The organism is Bacillus sp. ISL-4 (assembly GCF_018613275.1).
Lineage (GTDB): Bacteria > Bacillota > Bacilli > Bacillales > DSM-1321 > Peribacillus > Peribacillus simplex_E.
The window spans coordinates 90,524-107,801 of sequence record NZ_JAGGQN010000047.1; the positions used below are offsets into that span (position 1 = coordinate 90,524).

Genomic DNA, 17,278 nt, shown 5'->3' on the forward strand with positions numbered 1-17,278 from the left:
CTTTTCTGTGATTCTATAACTTGAATGAACTTTTCAACCCAACGATTTGGTTGAAGACCAAGTGATCGGCCGCAGTGAGTTTTGAATCAACATTATAATAGCCATGCCTGAAGAATTGGAATTTATCCTGAGGCTTAACATCTTTCATGTTCGGCTCAACAAATCCTTGTAAAATTTCTACAGAATCAGGGTTTACCCGGTCCAGGAATGATTTTTCTTCCTCTTCATCATTTTCCTTATCCAAGATTAAAGGCTGGTAGTTGCGGAATTCTGCTGAAACGGCTTGTGAAGCTTCGACCCAGTGCAATGTCCCTTTTACTTTACGGCCAGTGAAGCCCGATCCGCTTTTGGTTTCAATGTCGTATGTGCAGCGAAGTTCAATTACGTTACCGGCTTCGTCTTTTATCACTTCTTCACATTTAATGAAATAAGCATGTTTCAAACGGACTTCATTGCCCGGGAAAAGTCGGAAATACTTTTTCGGCGGGTTTTCCATGAAATCGTCCTGTTCGATATATATTTCACGTGAAAACGGGATTTGCCGTGTGCCCATTTCAGGAACTTCCGGATTGACCTCAGCATCCAGCCATTCTACCTCGCCTTCCGGATAGTTGGTGATGACCACTTTAAGCGGATTTAGGATAGCCATAGTCCGTGGAGCCTTCAGCTTTAAGTCTTCCCGCACGAAATGATCAAGCATTTGAGAGTCTACGACACCGCTTGTTTTTGCGACACCAATCTCTTGGCAGAATGCACGAATTGCTTCGGGTGTATACCCGCGTCTCCGCAAGCCTGAAACGGTAGGCATCCGTGGGTCGTCCCAGCCGTCCACGAAGCCCTCATCGACAAGCTGCTTCAGTTTTCGCTTGCTCATTACTGTATTGGTCAGGTTAAGACGGCCAAATTCATATTGTTTTGGCTTGCTTTCCATTTCACAATTTTCAACGATCCAGTCATAAAGAGGGCGTTGATCTTCGAACTCTAGCGTACAAATGGAGTGTGTGACTCCCTCGATGGCATCTTCAATTGGGTGGGCAAAGGCATACATTGGGTAGATGCACCATTTGTTGCCGGTATTATGGTGTTCAGTATGGGAGATACGGTATATGACGGGATCACGCAAATTGATGTTAGGCGAGCTCATATCGATTTTGGCACGCAATACTTTTGCACCGTTTTCGAATTCACCGCTGCGCATCTTTTCAAATAGTTCAAGATTTTCCTCCACAGTTCTATTGCGGTAGGGGCTATCTTTTCCCGGCTCAGTCAGCGTTCCGCGATATTCACGGATTTGGTCGGCATTAAGGTCGTCCACATATGCCAGTCCTTTATTGATGAGCAGCACAGCTCTTTTATACATTTCATCAAAATAGTCGGAAGCGAAGAAAAGGTTATCCCAGTCGTAACCGAGCCATTTTACATCTTCCTTAATGGAGTTGACAAACTCAATATCCTCTTTCAATGGATTCGTATCATCGAAACGAAGGTTAGTTTTCCCATTGAAATCATCAGCCACCCCAAAATTCAAAATGATTGATTTGGCGTGCCCGATATGTAAATATCCGTTCGGCTCAGGAGGGAAGCGGGTGATGACATGATCATGTTTTCCGGACTCTAGATCATCTTTTATAATATTTTTAATAAAATTCGAAGAGTTATTTTCCAACTGAATTCGACCTCTTTCATTTATATACTTCTTTTAATTTTACCTGTATATATACCATAAATACAGATATTTTTCCATGTTCGAGCCGGAATCAGGGTTTATCTGAAACAATTCATCAAGTATTTAGTTTGTACAATCAGAGCAAAAATATCCCAGAAACTTTGAACATGTAATATAGGGAACCCAAAATAAGCAATACAGGAAGTCACGCCTGTATTGCTTATTTTGGTGATTTAGGCTGGCTCTAGGACGAATTATTCTCGCTAATAGACAGATTTTAGGATGGAAATCAAAAGACTGTCGTTTGCAAAAATTCTTTTGTCCGCTCTTCTTTTGGATTGGTGAAGAATTCTTTTGGCGGGCCGCTTTCGACAACCCTCCCATTATGCATGAAGACAATCCAATCTCCTACTTCACGTGCAAAGCTCATTTCATGTGTAACGACTACCATTGTCATCCCTTCCAAGGCAAGTTCCTTCATCGTGGCAAGAACTTCCCCGACAAGTTCGGGATCCAGAGCCGAGGTAGGCTCATCAAAGAGTAGGATATCAGGCTTCATGGCAAGGGCACGGGCTATGGCGACACGCTGTTTTTGCCCACCTGAGAGCTTGCTTGGATAGACATCCGCTTTATCTGATAAGCCGACTTTGGCAAGCAATGCTCTACCTTCCTCGATTGCCTGGGCCTTAGGGACCTTTTTGACGTGAGTCGGTGCTTCAATGACATTTTCAAGCACGGTCATATGCGGGAAGAGGTAGAAATGCTGAAAAACCATTCCGACTTTCTCGCGGATTTTATTAATATCATGGGTACCCGGTTGGATTTCAGTTCCTTCAATGAGGATTTGCCCGCTGTCTTTTTTCTCTAAATAATTCAAACAGCGAAGCAGGGTGCTTTTTCCGGAACCGCTTGGCCCGATCAGACAGACAACATCGCTATCCAGTACCTTCATATCAATATCTTTGAGTACATGCAGACTTCCATACGATTTATTTAAATTCCTAATGCGAATCATTTCTTTTTGTTCCATTTCAATTCCCCCTATCGATCACTAATGGAAAGTTTCTTTTCGAATAAATTGACGATAATGGTCAGGAATGCCACTAGAATCAAGTAGTAGACCGCTACAATCAGTAAATAAGTCATTTCATCGAAATTATTCGAACCTAACGTAGTCGCCACGTTAAACAGCTCATTCATGGAGATGAAGGCTGCCAGTGATGAATCTTTCAGTCCGATGATGAATTGGTTGCCTAGCGGCGGCAATGCGCGACGGAAGGCTTGAGGTAAGATGATTCTTCTTAATGTGAGAGAATTGCTCATGCCAAGGGAGCGCCCGGCTTCCATTTGGCCTTTATCGATGGATTGGATCGTACCACGTAAAATTTCAGAGATATAAGCTCCATTATGGAAGGCCAAGGCAAGTGACGCCGCCCAGAAGTCCGGCAGTAAGAAGAGATTGCTGATACCGAAATAGAGTATGAATATCTGTACGATTAGCGGTGTTCCCCGTACCAGGAATACATATGTATCTGAAATCCATGCAAGAATTTTTATATTGGAAATTTTTAAAAGTGCAAATAGCAATCCGATGACGATTCCTACCAATATGGAGACTACCGTCAGTTCCAATGTGAGGAGCATGGCTCGGATGAATACATCCGAGGAGTTAAATAATGTATCAAAAAAATGTGAAAAACTTGGCAATGTAATGACTCCCTTTCTATCAATCTTTATTCAGGCTTGGTTGTGATGTCCTCACCAAAGTATTTTTTGCTGATTTCCGCAAGCGTTCCATCTTCCCGGAGGTTTTCAAGTGCTTCGTTGATACGTGCAAGCAGCTGAGGGTTGTCGATGGGCAGTACGATGGCCTGCTCGCTGCGTTCGATCAATTGCCTTCCTTCGACGTCGAACCCTTCCTTGGCCGCTTCCTTGCCGGTTACGAAGTCGGTGATGACGGCATCATGACGTCCTCCGCTCAATGCTTTCAGGGCTGTGATATCACTGTCATAGGTTTTTACACTGGTTGTATACTTTTCTGCTGTGGTTGCGTACGTGGAGCCTTTAGAAGCCGCAACTTCCTTTCCCTTTAAATCTTCGACCGTTTTAATATCACTATCTGAGCGGACGAAAATTTGAGGACCTGAGTAGTAATAAGGGGTCGAGAAGGCAACATGTTTACTTCGTTGTTCATTGATTGTATGACTGGCAACCGCGGCATCTGCCCGACCGGTTTTGACACCTTCCACAATACCTTTGAATTTTATCCGTTTAGGTACTGGCTCCAGGCCCAGTTCCTTTGCTATTGCATCGCCGACCTCAATATCGAATCCGGTTACGGTCATGTCATCATTGACATAACTGAATGGCTTGAATTCGCCTGAGGCAGCGAAAACAAACTGGTCCTTATTGATCAGCTTGCTTCCATCCTCCAGCTTGTCCTTTTCAGCACAGCCGGACAGAAGACCGAGAACAGCCAGAATGGATACAATGAATGTAACTGATGATTTCATGATAATTTCATTTCCCCCTTTGAAAAAAACTAATAGAATGGTCTATACCCTTATGAGGCAGTGAAATAACCTCATTAACTAGGGAAATTAGAACTGAAATAAAAAAGGGTGTCCAGATCATGCCGACATTTCATACTAGAATCCCCTTCACTATGCATTTCATAAAGGTTCTCGGCCTTTGCCTTCATTTCCTTCCAAATTACCGGTAATTTCCTGAAATAATGACAATTATTTTTTTACGGAGTAAGAAATTCAGTTAGATTCAGCTCTAGAGATGAATTTGAAACAATTCATGATGATGATGATTTAGACTCTATCGAAACTATATATAATGAATGGGATGGGGTAAAACTGGAGGATTTCAAAAAGGGACCTCGTTGTCTGCCAACAAAATCCTGTATTGAATTGACTGACTTTAATTTTGCCCATGAATTGAAGTATAATATAGCAAAATAGAAGAAGGGCAGTTGGGAAAATGGTTAGCAACTTTGTGCAAGAACAGTTACAGGAGTTTCGCGAAAAGAATCAAGATAGAGGCCGTTTGATTATAAAGTGTCCGGACCGGCCAGGAATTGTTTCGACAGTTACTGCCTTTCTTAAAGAATATGATGCAAATATTGTTGAATTGAGTCAGTATTCAATGAATCCTGAGGGCGGTACCTTTTTCACCAGGATCGAATTCGAGTGTCCGGGATTGAAGGATAGGGCAGCGGATATGCAACTGGCATTCCAGGAAGTTTCGACGGCATTCTCGATGCAATGGACATTTAACCATGTGAGTGATCTGAAGCGGACGGCAATCTTCGTTTCCAAGGAACCGCATTGTCTTCTGGAATTGCTATGGGAGTGGCAAAGCGGGGATTTATTAGCTGATATTGCGCTAGTCATCAGTAATCATGAAGATACAAGGCAAATTGTCGAATCAATGGGCATCCCATTTTATTACATTCCTGCAAATAAGGATATACGTAGGGAAGTGGAGACAAAACAGCTTGGACTTCTGGAAGAATTCAAAGTGGACCTTATTGTCTTAGCTAGGTATATGCAGATATTGACGCCGGACTTCGTAGCGGCCCATCCAAACAAAATCATCAATATACATCATTCATTTTTACCTGCATTCATTGGAGCACGGCCTTATGAAAGAGCTTATGACAGAGGTGTTAAGCTGATTGGGGCGACTTCCCATTATGTGACGAATGATTTGGATGAAGGTCCAATCATCGAGCAGGATATTGAACGTGTGGACCATCGTGATTCTGCTGGGGATATGAAGAAAATTGGTCGTTCAGCTGAACGCAGGGTGCTGGCACGTGCCGTTAAATGGCATTTGGAGGACCGCGTCCTTGTTCATGAAAATAAGACGGTAGTCTTTTAAAGTGAACCCCCCTTTGTTCGCCAAGGGGGGTTTTTAGGATGGAATTTAGTGAGTGCTAGTATGTGTACTCCACCCTTACTGAGGCAGTGATGTTCAATTCACCAGGCTGAATCGGGGTAGTCGCCATTTTTGAAAAGGTACTTGTTTGGTAAAGCATCGGTGTTGCCGTTTCAGATAGCTCTTCAACCTTATTAGGGACTGGGTTCAATGAGATTCCTAGTGTTCGGGCCATGGAGAGTGCTTTTTCGTATGCATTTTTTAAAGCGAGAGAAAGTGCCTGGTTATAGTATGCATCTGGGTTGGATAAAGAGAAGCGGATGCTGGTGATTGAATTGGCGCCGCTTCTGACGGCCGTGTCGATTATGCTGCCTATTTTCTCGATGTCGGTCGTTTGGGCTTGGATGATGTGCTGGACTTTGTAGTTCTTGAACAATTCCTTTCCTTCAATATAATCATATTGCGGATCGATTCTGTAATCACTCGTTTTCAATTGCTCTTCGGGAATGCCTGCGGATTTAAGTGATGCGATGACATTTGCGATTGCTTGGGAATTGGCTTGCTGGGCCTTTTGCGGGTCCTTATCCTCTGTTATGACTCCTAGGGTGATTGTGGCTTGGTCCGGAGCGGCAGATAGCGTCTCTGAGCCGGAAACTTTCAATGTATGTTCATCGTTGCGGTAATGAGCCATATCAGGGGTATTGTATTCTTTCATTTTGACACCAGCCTTTTTTTAAAAAGAGATAATCTCACCCCTATTGTACGAATTATGAACGGGAAACATGATTGAAATATCCCATTGTCATTAATTCGGTCGAATGATCACAAAAAAAACACTCGGCCTGAACCGAGTGCGCATTACTTATGAATGACTTGAACCCTGCCAACCTGGCCATCAGTCAATCTTACTTTAATTCCATGAGGGTGAGTGCTGGAGTTGGTCAAAATATCCTTTACAGTGCCGCTTGTCAATTTTCCGCTGCGTTGATCTGCTTTAAGTACAATGTCCACAGAGGCACCTGGGTTAATGTCCTTCCGATTTTTACCGTTCATTTCAATTCAATCCTTTTCAGAGTTATTTGCAACCATTCAACCATGCAGTAACTTCAGTATAAGGAAAACAGCGGACCCAGTCGACTATTAGATAAAATCACTGTGACCATCAGCGTATTTTTTTCAATGGTTCGACAGCAGGGCCATTCAACACTTCACCAGCGATGGAGTAGCGGGAGCCATGGCATGGGCAATCCCAAGTACGGTCGCCGCTATTCCAGGCAACTTCACACCCCATGTGCGTACATGTGGAATCGACAATATGAAGCTGGCCATCATGATCTCGGTAACACCCTGCCTTGTCTCCATTCACCTTCACGATTGCTCCTTCATCAATTCCTATGTCTTCTGGCGTTTTATGAATGATGGCCAATTTGCTTTTGATCAAATGCTTCGCTACATCAGCATTATCTTGGACTATATTCTTCATGCCTTTTAAACGGGCGGGGTCATACAAGTCTGCATACCGGTTATCCCTTTGCAAAACCCGGTCAGTTAAGATCTTGGCCGCAATCGACCCATTCGTCATTCCCCATTTTGCATAGCCGGTAGCTATCAGAACGTTTGGATTATTGGATGTCACTGGTCCGACGAAGGGGATATTATCCGGTGTCACAATATCTTGTGCCGACCAGCGGTAGGGAATGTCCTTCACATCGAAATATTGGGAACTGAAGTCCTTCAGTGCTTCATAATGCTCGATCATCGAGACTCCCTGGCCAGTTTTATGACCATCCCCGCCGACTAGTATAAGTTTTTCCCCATTGTCCAATTCCGTATAGCGCAGGGAGCGGGTAGGGCTGTCTGCACTGTAATACATCCCACCGGGATATTCCTGTTCAGTCCTGATTCCAAGTACATAGGACCTATCTACATGGACACGGGCAAAGTATAAGCCCTTTTCATCATTAAAAGGGAAGTGGGAGGCAACGATTACCTGATTGCTTTTGATTGTATGTCCAGTATCGGTCAGAACGGTAGGTGGATCGCCGTCTTCAATCTTCATTGCCGTTGTCCGTTCATAAATTTTGCCTCCACTTTCGAGAATTGTAGAAATGAGGGCAGTTAAGTATTTTAACGGGTGAAACTGTGCTTGATCTTTCATTATCACAGCAGCTTTAGAAGGGATGGAGAAAGGGATATTCTCTGCATAATCCCCCCGAATGCCGAGTTTTTGATAGGCTTTCAGTTCATTTTGAATTTTGATTTTATATTCATCTGTATTTGCATAGACATAGGCATCCTGTGCAGTCAAATTACATTCAATGGAATGTTCTTCTACCAAGTCTTTGATTAGCATCATTCCCTCAGCATTGGCTTCATAATAAAGTTTGGCCTTCTCTTCGCCATGATCAGTGATCAATTGGTCATAAATCAAGCCATGCTGGGCCGTGATTTTTGCTGTAGTGTGTCCTGTCGTTCCAGTTAGGATTTCGCCTGCATCAATCAGTGTGACTTTAACACCTTGTTTAGCTAGTAGATAAGCAGAAGTGATGCCAGTAATTCCACCGCCTACTATTAAAACATCAGAGTTTATATCTGTTTCTAGTTTAGAAAAAGATGGGAAAGTTACCGCACTGCGCCAATAGGGTTCCGGAAACCGGGGAAGGTCTGTATTTTTTTCAGTCATTTGAATACCTCCATACAGTTCATTAGTGAATTGTCCATTTATTACCATACCCAAATTCGCTATTTATACGCTTATTTTTGTAAGAAGAAAGAGTAAAAAAATACATTATTTGTTTTGTTTACAAAAGTGTATACAAGTAAACAAAAATAGATGTAATGTATACGAATAAGTATACATGTTTACAAACACGTACACATGGCTATATATAAGGTGTATACATACTTGTTCCTATTGTAAACAATTCGAAAACTATAGCTACTATTAATGAAGCATTGACTATCGTGGAAACTTTTTCAGCTTCCAGAATCTTGGAGAGGAGGGTTTTAAAGGGGTGAAACTGTGCTTGGGTCATGGAAGATTTACAAGGAATGGAGGAAGGGATTTCTTCTGCATAATCCCCGCGAATGGCTAGTTTCGATAGGCTTTTAGTTCTTTTGGAATTTCACTTTTATATTCATCAGTATTTGCGTGAATATAGGTATCCAGCAGTCAAATTACATTCAATGGAATGTTCTTCTACCAAGTCTTTGATAAGCCCATTCCTTCTGCATTGGCTACATAATATAGTTTGGCTTGCTCTTCACCATGTTTTAGTGAAAAAACAAGTCGCAAATCAGGCCATGCTGTGGTGTGTCCCGTTGATCCGTTAAGGATTCGCCAGCTTCTATCAGTGTAACTTTAATCCCTTGTTAAGCTGAGTAATCCCTGTAATTACGCCGCCTACTCCTACTATTAAGACATCATAGTTTATATCTGTTTCTAGTTTAGAAAAAGACGGGAAAGTTAACGCGCTGCGCAATAGGGTTCCGGAAACCGGGGAGGGTCTGATTTTTTCAGTCATTTGAATACCTCCATACAGTTCATTAAGTAAATTGACCATTTATTACCATGCGCAAATTCGCTTTTTATCCGCTTATGTTTGTTAGAAGAAAGAGTGAAAAAATACATTATTTGGTTTGTTTACAAAAATGTGTACATGTAAACAAAAATAGTTGTAATGTACACAAATGAGTATACATGTCTGCAAACACGTACACATGGCTATATATAAGGTGTATACATACTTGTTCCTATTGTAAACAATTTGAAAACAATTCGACAAATATAGCTACAACTTATGAAGGATTGACTATCGAGGCAACTTTTTCTATCCTTAAAGAGAAAGCTTCACTTAAAATTTTTTTCTATAAAAAAGGGGATGTTTTTAGATGAGTTCTAGAATCGCAGCAGTAGACGTAGGAAATGATGCTATTAAGGCTATTTTTGGAAAGCTAGAGTCTGAACTATATATACCAAATGTCATTGCAAAAGACATAGAGGACCGTCCGGTCATTGGGATTGAGGAACTTGATGAAAAAAACCCATTGGAAGGGATTCATATCAGGGTCCATTCACCAGCCCTTCAAGATAATAATGCGATTTATCGCGTAGGGAACTTGGCGACAAAAAGTGATAATCCTACCGAATTGGATTTAGGAAGCAGTAAATCGGAAGAAGATCAAACATTAGTTATGCTTTTTGCTGCTCTGGCATTAGACGCTGCCAAACAGGGGAACAATGATACATTCAAAAAAGTGAATAATGTTGTGGAAGCCAATTATACGCTTGGAACAGGCTTGCCACTTCGTGAGGTTAAAGAAGGAAAAGACGTCGGGTATCGGTCGAGATTACTCGGATCTGTCCATCAGGTGGAATTTTTAATTACCCCTAAATACCAAGGCTTGAAGGTTAATATCAAATTCGATGAAGTGAAAGTCTATCCAGAGGGCTTTGCTGCATACATAAATTTGGTCATGGATAAAGATTTAAATATCATTAACCGTGAATTGATCGATAGAAGGATCCTCATCCAGGATATCGGTGGATTATCGACGGATATCGCTGTCATTAAAAATCGTAAAGTTGACGATGACAAGGCACAAGGATTTAATTTGGGAGTAGCTGAAGCCCTTGAATCGATTCGTGAAGAAATCAGGAAGAAACATGGTGTCGAGCTGGATAGCAGGCGCGACGTCGTTGAAATCATCACGAAGAAAAATGATCGCAATCATATTATGGTTCGCGGAAGCCGGACAAGCGTCCATGATATCGTTGACCGTATTTTGGGAGAACTGGCCAAAAAGCAATATCGTCACCTGCGCAACGTATGGCAAAAAAATTCACAAACGGAAATTTGCTATTTTGTAGGCGGGGGATCGATTGTCCTGAAAGATTACTTGAAAACATTGAATCAAAATTTCGATGGCTACAATATAGACTTTTTCGAAGATGAACGGGAAAGCGTTTGGATGATGGCAAACGCCTATTATAAATTGATTTCGGACTTTAATCGCCGCCAGAATGCAAAGGAACAGAATCAGTCCCAGCAAAAGAAGAAAGAACAAAGAACGGGCTCCATTAAATAGGTGAGAGAATGAAAAAAACAGCTTCTTCTGAAATTAAAAGAGGACAAGCCATCACTTTTCGTATCCCTTCGGATGTATCAGACTATACGTTAAGACAGCTGCAGAAATTGAAGGAAACGGAAAGAAGGAATTTTTCCAGTAAAATTGCCGAGTATGTTCTCGATGGAGTCGGGCAATCCTCCCATCAGGATCGGGAAATGATAGCCCTGCCCATGCCGAACAAACTAAGCAAATCTCAGCGTGATTGGCTCAAGCATTCCCACTCAGAAGCTATGCTTGGAACGATTATGTACCACCTTTTATCCGATCCTTTACGCGCTACGGCCCTGCTTGCCTCTTTGAACAATAATGAACTGAATGAGGAACTGTATGTGCAGGCCGAGCCTGAAGAACAGGAAGCCGAGGAGGTTCAGGAAGAACTGCCTAAGAAGGACCTGGACGATTTTGATTGGAGTTTGGATGAAGCCGAACAACAAGTGGAAGAATCCGAACCGGAAGAGGAAAATCTCGACGATCTCCTGGGTGATTTTCTTGATCAAATGAATCAATAAACTTTAGGAGGATATTTGACGATAAGTTGGATATCCTCCTTTTTCTTTTGGGGGGTAATGACACGAACCCCTTTGAACTAGACATCAGCCTTTTCCCGTAAACAATCGGGGAAAGGCTTTTTTTTCGTGACATTGATGCACATTCCTACTTTGAATAAACACTCATCAACCGGTCATTCACTTTTCAATAGCCACGCAAGAAGGGCTGTTCCTCGCATGGTAGATTTGTTAATCATAAGACTTTTCCTGAATTGCGAATTTCCTGGGCAATGTTAAATTGGCAAGGATTTACGTCTGCCCCATGGAGCTGAAGGCGTTCTTATCAACCCATATTGCAAAATAGGAGATTGTGTTACGATTATGCATCAAGTAAGTTTAGGACAAAATAAAGAAAGTAAAAAGGCACCTGAGGTTTGTGATTATGCGTATATAGGAAATGGCGCTAAAATACACGGTGGCATCCGAATTGGCACGAATTCGAAAGTGGGGGCAAATGCAGTTGTTTTGACATCCGTTCCCGATAATTGCACGGCAGTTGGAGTACCAAGTGTGATTAAAGGTAAAAAGATGGATGGCGTTATAAATTAATTGCCCGTAAACAAATAAAGGAGTGTTCAATTAACATGAATTGAACACTCCTTTTTATTATTCCATGATGTCCTTCACGAAATGATCAAGCCAGGAAAATCAGTTGGTAAAGGAATAAAACGGCAAACATGTACACGAACGGATGCACTTCCCGGAATTTGCCCCTTACCATTTTTAAAATGGGATAGGAGATGAATCCGAGTGCTATCCCGTTGGCGATGCTTGATGTTAAAGGCATGGCGACAATGACCAAAAAGGCTGGAAATGATTCGTCAAAGTGTGTCCAATCAATTTCATTAATGCTTTTAATCATCATGCTTCCGACGATGATCAAGCTAGGTGCCGTGATTGCCGCTACATTTGAGACAGCTCCTATCAGTGGGCTAAAGAAGGCGGTCATTAAGAAAAGGATGGCCACAACCAACGCGGTTAAACCTGTCTTGCCGCCCGCTCCTACACCAGCTGATGATTCAACCGAGGCAGCGGTTGGGCTTGTACCGAACATGGCGCCAACAGTAGTGCCGATGGAATCTGCAAAGAAGGCACTGCCGGATTTTTCAAGCTTATTATCCTTCAGCAATCCAGCTTGACGGACTATGCCTAATAAAGCACCGGTCGTATCGAAAAGCATTACAAGCAAAATGGAGAAGACGACGCCATAAAGGCCGTAGTTAATGACATCGGCGATAGATGTGATTGGATTGGCGACGATAATCCCTTCAGGTAATGAAGGGGTGGAAACTAGACCGTTAATTTCCAATTGCCCTGTAAAGAAGGCGATTATGGCAGTCACGATCATTCCGATGAATATGGCTCCCTGCACATTGCGAACGATTAGCACGATCGTTATGACCAAACCAATCAATGTAAGCGCCACATTAGGATCCCTGAAGCTTCCAAGGGTAACCAGGTTGGATTCATGCTGTGTTACGACACCTGACAAGCGAAGTCCGATGAAGGTGATGAAAAGTCCGATTCCGGCACTGATTGCATGCTTCAAGTTATTAGGGATAGCCTCGATCAATTTAGAGCGGAAAGAGGTTAGGGATAAAAGGATAAAGATGATACCGGTAACAAAGACTGCAGAGAAGGCAACTGTGTATGAAATATCATGGGTTCCCAATACCGAGTATGCAAAATAAGCATTCAATCCCATTGCCGGTGCTATGACAATAGGGTAATTGGCTAAAAGGGCCATGCATAGGGTACCGATTATTATTGCGATTATGGTTGCCGTGAATGCCTGGTCGAATGGAACACCGGCATCAGAAAGGATCATTGGGTTTACAACGATGATATAAGCTAGAGTTAAAAAGGTTGTAAGCCCCGCAAGTACTTCCGTCTTAATATTTGAATTCCGCTCTTTTAATTTAAACATGCGGTCACTCCTTTTTTATATACAAAAAATCCTTGCACAAATCTACAAGGATGAGATGCTTACCCTTTATTTTAAAGTAAGTAGCTCGATTAAATAATCTTATAAATTATATTAGAAAAACAACTAAAGTACAATAGGATGAAAAATTTTAAGGTACAGGTTTTCTCGAAAATAGATAATGATATACTAACAATTAGCTTAGACTAAGGAATATGACATTAAGTGAAGGAAGCTGTTACCATTTCAGTGGATTTATCAGTCAATTAAATGAAGAAATTCAGAAAGTAGGCCCATACATGACAGAATTCATCGACCTTGGCGTCAGCCCGGCGATTAACACGATATTAAAGCAAATAGGAATAACCGCCCCTACCCCGATCCAGGAGAAATCGATACCAGATATCCTTGCTGGAAGGGATGTCATCGCGAAGGCTCAAACGGGTACAGGGAAGACTTTGGCATTTTTGCTGCCAATCCTGGAAAAAGTAGATCCCGCCGCATCCCACATACAATCGCTGATCGTCACGCCAACCAGGGAATTGGCTTTGCAAATCACTGCTGAATTGAAGAAATTCGCTAATGAAATTGAAGGACTTCAAGTGCTTGCAGTTTATGGCGGACAGGATGTCGAGCAGCAAATGAAAAAGCTGACAAGAAACATCTCCGTGGTGGTCGCCACGCCAGGCAGGCTATTAGATCATTTACGAAGAGGCACCATCGATCTATCACAAACTGGAACTCTCGTGCTGGACGAAGCTGATCAAATGCTACATATTGGATTTTTACCAGAGGTGGAAGAAATCATGGGACAGCTTCCAGAGGAGCGCCAAACGTTGCTCTTTTCAGCGACGATGCCTGAACAGGTGCATCAATTGGCAAAACGCTATATGACTAAACCATTAACTGCCGCTGTGAAGGCTGAGCAAGTAACGGTCGAGAAAATCAGGCAGCTTGTCATCGAGACCACCGATCGTGCCAAACAGTCTTCATTAATCAACATGATCAAAGAACAACAGCCATACCTTGCGATCATATTTTGCCGTACAAAACGTCGCGTTTCGGTTTTGAATGATGCCCTGAAAGCAGCTGGATTCAATTCTGAAGAGCTTCATGGTGACCTTTCACAGGCAAAGCGGGAACGTGTCATGAAAAACTTCAGAGAGGCGAAGCTTCAATATTTAGTGGCAACGGACGTTGCCGCACGAGGACTCGATGTAGAAGGCGTGACACATGTGTTTAATTATGATGTTCCCGAGGATGCAGAAAGTTACATCCACCGAATTGGGCGGACGGGCCGGGCGGGTGAGAATGGCTTGGCTGTAACTTTCATAGCAACGAAGGATTTACAGCTTTTAAGCGAGATTGAAAAAGGGATTTCCATGAAAATCGAAAGAAGGACGATTGAAGGAGTGAAAATGTTCCAACCCGATGAGGTTAGGCAAAAAAGGAAACGCTATGAAGACTCTTCTGATGAGGGTACCCGCCGACCGCGTTCGGGCGGGGGAAGGAAACACCGGGAACGGATAGATACGAGAGGACCGAACCGAGGCAGTCACCGTTCTGTAAATCAAGCGGACAATCGTGAATTCGAGAGGGAGAAACCAGGGGGTGGCCGGTCGGAAGACAGCCGCGGACCAAAGCGAGAGGATTCATGGGGAGGCCGGATGGAGAACAGCCGTGGACCAAAGCGAGAGGATTCACGGGGAGGCCGGGTGGAAAACAGCCGCGGACCAAAGCGAGAGGATTCACGGGGAGGCCGGATGGAGAACAGCCGTGGACCAAAGCGTGACAATCCGCGAGGAGATCAAAGAGACAGCCGTAGAGCAAACAGTACACAAGGGCCAAGTAATCTTAGAGGTGGATCTGGCAGCAGCCCCAATAGAGGGAGAAACCGGTAAAGGGGGGAGACGGGAGTGGAAAAGCCTTGGTTGGCAGAATATCCGGTTTCGCTGGAGCTAGCGGGGAAATTGATCATGCTGCAGTTTCCGGAAATTGAGTTGAAAGAGATCAAGCAACTTGGGGAGGGTTTCGATAACACGGTCATACAAATCAATGGGCAATTTGTATTCCGTTTCCCCCGCCGCCCTATTGCGGTTACGTTGATTCAGGTGGAAAGTCAGCTTTTGCCTTCCATTGCAGGCACTTTTCCGCTTGCTATTCCTGAACCGATCTTTTTTGGGAAGCCAAGTACACTGTATCCGTATCCTTTTACCGGTTATAAAATGGTAAAGGGACAATTGCCTGTAGAAGGATCAGTGGCAAATAAGGCCGAATCGGCAAAAAGGTTTGCCCATTTTTTGAAAGCTCTTCACAGTTTCCCTGTGGAAAGGGCTATGCGCTTAGGGGTGCAGCCTGATGGGATGATGAGGCTTGATGTATCCTACCGTAAGAAATCGCTAATGGAAAATGTCTCGAATCTATTAAAGCTAGGATTCTTTGAACAGGCGCATGCGGTTAAGGATTTTGTTGAAACCTTAGGTGAATTCGATGTTCAGCATCAGATTTCACTCGTTCACGGAGACATTCATATCCGGAATGTTTTACTCGATGAAGAAGGCGTTCTCGCGGGTATCATTGATTGGGGAGATGTTCATGTCGGGAATCCAGCCATTGATTTCTCCTTTTTATACAGTTATTTCCCTAAAGAAGTGCGCAGGGTTTTTTTTGATATCTATGGTGAAATCGAAAAGGAAACAGAGAATTTAGCCCGGTTCAGAGCAATATACATGCTTGTTACATTACTCGTTTATGGCATAGACCGCCATGATGAAGAGCTGATTGCCATTACGAATACGGGTTTGAAATTTGCTATAGAAGAATAATTGTCATGTTCTTTTGATGTTTAGGAGGTTCATATGAAGGCAAGTTATTATCATTCAATCACATTAATGGCGAACATGCTGGATCAAGCTAATATCCCATACCAATATACAGGTCGATCCGCTCTGTTCGTGCAAGGAGTGGACATCGATGAGGATAAGAAAATCGATATTGATATACAATGGGATGTCTTTAATGAGGCTTTAGATCTTTTTTCCGAATACGCACCAACAAAGCCTGAAAGAAGTCCTGAGACTGCCTCCTTTCTAATGGATGTCGAGGGGGTTTCTGCCACTGTGCGCTGTCGGTTTAACACGACCATTAAAACGGACCCTTATCGTTTGTCCATTAAGATGGGGGATATGGAGGTTTGGTGCAGGTCGTTATACAGTTATTTATACGACGAAGAAATGAGAAAGTGCAGTTCCGAGATCCATGCTTACTTATCTGCCGAGCAGAAGGGGTTCACAGCGGAAAATGAACAGGCGTGGAACCAGAATAATTATTTAGCGCTGGTCAATCGTTATGGAGATCCCGTGGAATTGGCATCAAAAATCAAGCAAAACCCCAAATGGAGACTGCACCCTTTTTATAAATATATGGGGGAAATATCCGGTAAAAAAATCACTCATTTGATGGGATCGAACGGTGTTAAAGCAGTTGCCCTCGCCATATTGGGAGCTGAAGTGAAAGTCGTTGATTTTTCCCAGGAAAATGCAATGTTTGCAAATGAGCTGGCAAGTGGGGCCAATGTCTCCATCGAGTATATTGTTTCGGATGTCCTTTCACTATCATCCGAGCATGAATCAGGGAATCAGGATTTGGTTTTAATGGAGCTCGGTGTACTTCACTACTTAATAGATCTGCAGCCTTTATTTGAAAAAATTAAAAAGTTGCTGAAACCTGGAGGCCGATTCGTCCTGCATGAATTTCACCCGATTTCAACAAAGCTCATTACTTCAAATGGTAAAAAACATAAAATAACAGGCAACTATTTTGCTCCGGCATTCGAAAACAATGAGGTCGCTTTTTCGAAGCATATGCCGGATGAGGAAAAAGGGAGCCTTTCAAGAGTTGTACAGCGTAAATGGACAATCGGGGAACTGATAACGTCAATAGGTCAATCAGGGCTTGTTATTAAAGTGCTCGAGGAAGAACCGAATCATAAAATCCATGATATTGGGCTTCCGAAAACTTTTACCTTGGTGGCGGAACGAGTTTAATCTGCTTATTGAGGAAATGAAAGCTGACTGAAGGAGCCCTTCAGTCAGCTTTTTATTGTGCGCCCGGCATGGGTGC

16 protein-coding genes are annotated in these 17,278 nt (G+C 42.9%); 7 read left to right on the forward strand and 9 right to left on the reverse strand.

Annotated elements, in window-relative coordinates; genetic code table 11:
* Window positions 1–13: 13 nt before the first annotated feature.
* From J7J00_RS23820 to J7J00_RS23835, 4 genes are all read right to left on the reverse strand, one after another.
* Entirely contained in the window at window positions 14–1,666 is a 1,653-nt protein-coding gene (locus tag J7J00_RS23820) for a glutamine--tRNA ligase/YqeY domain fusion protein (protein WP_214795155.1), read from the reverse strand.
* Window positions 1,667–1,955: 289 nt separating this feature from the next.
* Window positions 1,956–2,696, reverse strand: coding sequence for an amino acid ABC transporter ATP-binding protein (locus tag J7J00_RS23825; RefSeq protein WP_286201549.1), 741 nt, complete (start codon window positions 2,694–2,696; stop codon window positions 1,956–1,958).
* An 11-nt stretch (window positions 2,697–2,707) separates the two neighbouring features.
* Window positions 2,708–3,373, reverse strand: coding sequence for an amino acid ABC transporter permease (locus J7J00_RS23830; protein WP_098370271.1), 666 nt, complete (start codon window positions 3,371–3,373; stop codon window positions 2,708–2,710).
* 26 nt (window positions 3,374–3,399) lie between these two features.
* Window positions 3,400–4,179 carry a transporter substrate-binding domain-containing protein gene (locus tag J7J00_RS23835; RefSeq protein ID WP_214795156.1) on the reverse strand — a complete coding sequence of 260 codons (780 nt, stop codon included), beginning with the start codon at window positions 4,177–4,179 and terminating at the stop codon, window positions 3,400–3,402.
* Between the two features lie 475 nt (window positions 4,180–4,654).
* Between J7J00_RS23835 and purU the strand changes: the two genes are divergently transcribed.
* Window positions 4,655–5,557 (forward strand): formyltetrahydrofolate deformylase, encoded by a 903-nt coding sequence (purU, locus tag J7J00_RS23840; protein WP_214795158.1) that lies wholly within the window; start codon window positions 4,655–4,657, stop codon window positions 5,555–5,557.
* 55 nt (window positions 5,558–5,612) lie between these two features.
* On the opposite strand, the gene J7J00_RS23845 is transcribed toward purU, so the two are convergent.
* The 4 genes from J7J00_RS23845 to J7J00_RS23860 form a co-directional block, all read right to left on the reverse strand.
* Window positions 5,613–6,269: an SIMPL domain-containing protein gene (locus J7J00_RS23845; protein ID WP_214795160.1), complete on the reverse strand. Its 657-nt coding sequence runs from the start codon at window positions 6,267–6,269 to the stop codon at window positions 5,613–5,615.
* Window positions 6,270–6,412: 143 nt separating this feature from the next.
* Window positions 6,413–6,607 carry a YwbE family protein gene (locus J7J00_RS23850; RefSeq protein ID WP_214795162.1) on the reverse strand — a complete coding sequence of 65 codons (195 nt, stop codon included), beginning with the start codon at window positions 6,605–6,607 and terminating at the stop codon, window positions 6,413–6,415.
* Window positions 6,608–6,716: 109 nt separating this feature from the next.
* Window positions 6,717–8,237: an FAD-dependent oxidoreductase gene (locus J7J00_RS23855; RefSeq protein ID WP_214795164.1), complete on the reverse strand. Its 1,521-nt coding sequence runs from the start codon at window positions 8,235–8,237 to the stop codon at window positions 6,717–6,719.
* A 667-nt stretch (window positions 8,238–8,904) separates the two neighbouring features.
* Window positions 8,905–9,078, reverse strand: coding sequence for a hypothetical protein (locus J7J00_RS23860; protein ID WP_214795166.1), 174 nt, complete (start codon window positions 9,076–9,078; stop codon window positions 8,905–8,907).
* Between the two features lie 367 nt (window positions 9,079–9,445).
* Between J7J00_RS23860 and J7J00_RS23865 the strand changes: the two genes are divergently transcribed.
* The 3 genes from J7J00_RS23865 to J7J00_RS23875 all read left to right on the forward strand — a co-directional run bounded on the left by J7J00_RS23865 (window position 9,446) and on the right by J7J00_RS23875 (window position 11,781).
* The gene (locus J7J00_RS23865; RefSeq protein ID WP_214795168.1) at window positions 9,446–10,642 is read left to right on the forward strand and encodes a ParM/StbA family protein; all 1,197 of its coding nucleotides are present in this window, start codon (window positions 9,446–9,448) and stop codon (window positions 10,640–10,642) included.
* An 8-nt stretch (window positions 10,643–10,650) separates the two neighbouring features.
* Window positions 10,651–11,193, forward strand: a complete 543-nt coding sequence (locus J7J00_RS23870) for a hypothetical protein (RefSeq protein WP_214795170.1) — start codon at window positions 10,651–10,653, stop codon at window positions 11,191–11,193.
* A gap of 360 nt (window positions 11,194–11,553) precedes the next feature.
* Window positions 11,554–11,781: a hypothetical protein gene (locus J7J00_RS23875; protein WP_214795171.1), complete on the forward strand. Its 228-nt coding sequence runs from the start codon at window positions 11,554–11,556 to the stop codon at window positions 11,779–11,781.
* Between the two features lie 85 nt (window positions 11,782–11,866).
* Here J7J00_RS23875 and J7J00_RS23880 read toward each other — a convergent pair whose 3' ends face one another.
* On the reverse strand, window positions 11,867–13,159 hold the full coding sequence (locus J7J00_RS23880) for an NCS2 family permease (protein ID WP_214795173.1): 1,293 nt from the start codon (window positions 13,157–13,159) through the stop codon (window positions 11,867–11,869).
* Window positions 13,160–13,371: 212 nt separating this feature from the next.
* Between J7J00_RS23880 and J7J00_RS23885 the strand changes: the two genes are divergently transcribed.
* From J7J00_RS23885 to J7J00_RS23895, 3 genes are read left to right on the forward strand one after another with little or no spacing between them, the layout of a single operon-like run.
* On the forward strand, window positions 13,372–15,057 hold the full coding sequence (locus tag J7J00_RS23885) for a DEAD/DEAH box helicase (protein WP_396020606.1): 1,686 nt from the start codon (window positions 13,372–13,374) through the stop codon (window positions 15,055–15,057).
* Window positions 15,058–15,072: 15 nt separating this feature from the next.
* Window positions 15,073–15,981 carry a phosphotransferase gene (locus J7J00_RS23890; protein WP_214795175.1) on the forward strand — a complete coding sequence of 303 codons (909 nt, stop codon included), beginning with the start codon at window positions 15,073–15,075 and terminating at the stop codon, window positions 15,979–15,981.
* A gap of 33 nt (window positions 15,982–16,014) precedes the next feature.
* A complete protein-coding gene (locus J7J00_RS23895; RefSeq protein ID WP_286201550.1) occupies window positions 16,015–17,202 on the forward strand; it encodes a class I SAM-dependent methyltransferase in 1,188 nt (395 codons plus the stop codon).
* Window positions 17,203–17,278 lie beyond the last annotated feature (76 nt).

Coding starts and splice junctions, on each gene's coding strand:
- J7J00_RS23825 (WP_286201549.1), bottom strand. CDS start 2,696: ATGGAACAAAAAGAAATGATTCGCATTAGGAATTTAAATAAATCGTAT.
- J7J00_RS23870 (WP_214795170.1), top strand. CDS start 10,651: ATGAAAAAAACAGCTTCTTCTGAAATTAAAAGAGGACAAGCCATCACT.
- J7J00_RS23895 (WP_286201550.1), top strand. CDS start 16,015: ATGAAGGCAAGTTATTATCATTCAATCACATTAATGGCGAACATGCTG.
- J7J00_RS23835 (WP_214795156.1), bottom strand. CDS start 4,179: ATGAAATCATCAGTTACATTCATTGTATCCATTCTGGCTGTTCTCGGT.
- J7J00_RS23855 (WP_214795164.1), bottom strand. CDS start 8,237: ATGACTGAAAAAAATACAGACCTTCCCCGGTTTCCGGAACCCTATTGG.
- J7J00_RS23880 (WP_214795173.1), bottom strand. CDS start 13,159: ATGTTTAAATTAAAAGAGCGGAATTCAAATATTAAGACGGAAGTACTT.
- J7J00_RS23845 (WP_214795160.1), bottom strand. CDS start 6,269: ATGAAAGAATACAATACCCCTGATATGGCTCATTACCGCAACGATGAA.
- J7J00_RS23850 (WP_214795162.1), bottom strand. CDS start 6,607: ATGAACGGTAAAAATCGGAAGGACATTAACCCAGGTGCCTCTGTGGAC.
- J7J00_RS23865 (WP_214795168.1), top strand. CDS start 9,446: ATGAGTTCTAGAATCGCAGCAGTAGACGTAGGAAATGATGCTATTAAG.
- purU (WP_214795158.1), top strand. CDS start 4,655: ATGGTTAGCAACTTTGTGCAAGAACAGTTACAGGAGTTTCGCGAAAAG.
- J7J00_RS23885 (WP_396020606.1), top strand. CDS start 13,372: ATGACATTAAGTGAAGGAAGCTGTTACCATTTCAGTGGATTTATCAGT.
- J7J00_RS23860 (WP_214795166.1), bottom strand. CDS start 9,078: ATGACTGAAAAAATCAGACCCTCCCCGGTTTCCGGAACCCTATTGCGC.
- J7J00_RS23875 (WP_214795171.1), top strand. CDS start 11,554: ATGCATCAAGTAAGTTTAGGACAAAATAAAGAAAGTAAAAAGGCACCT.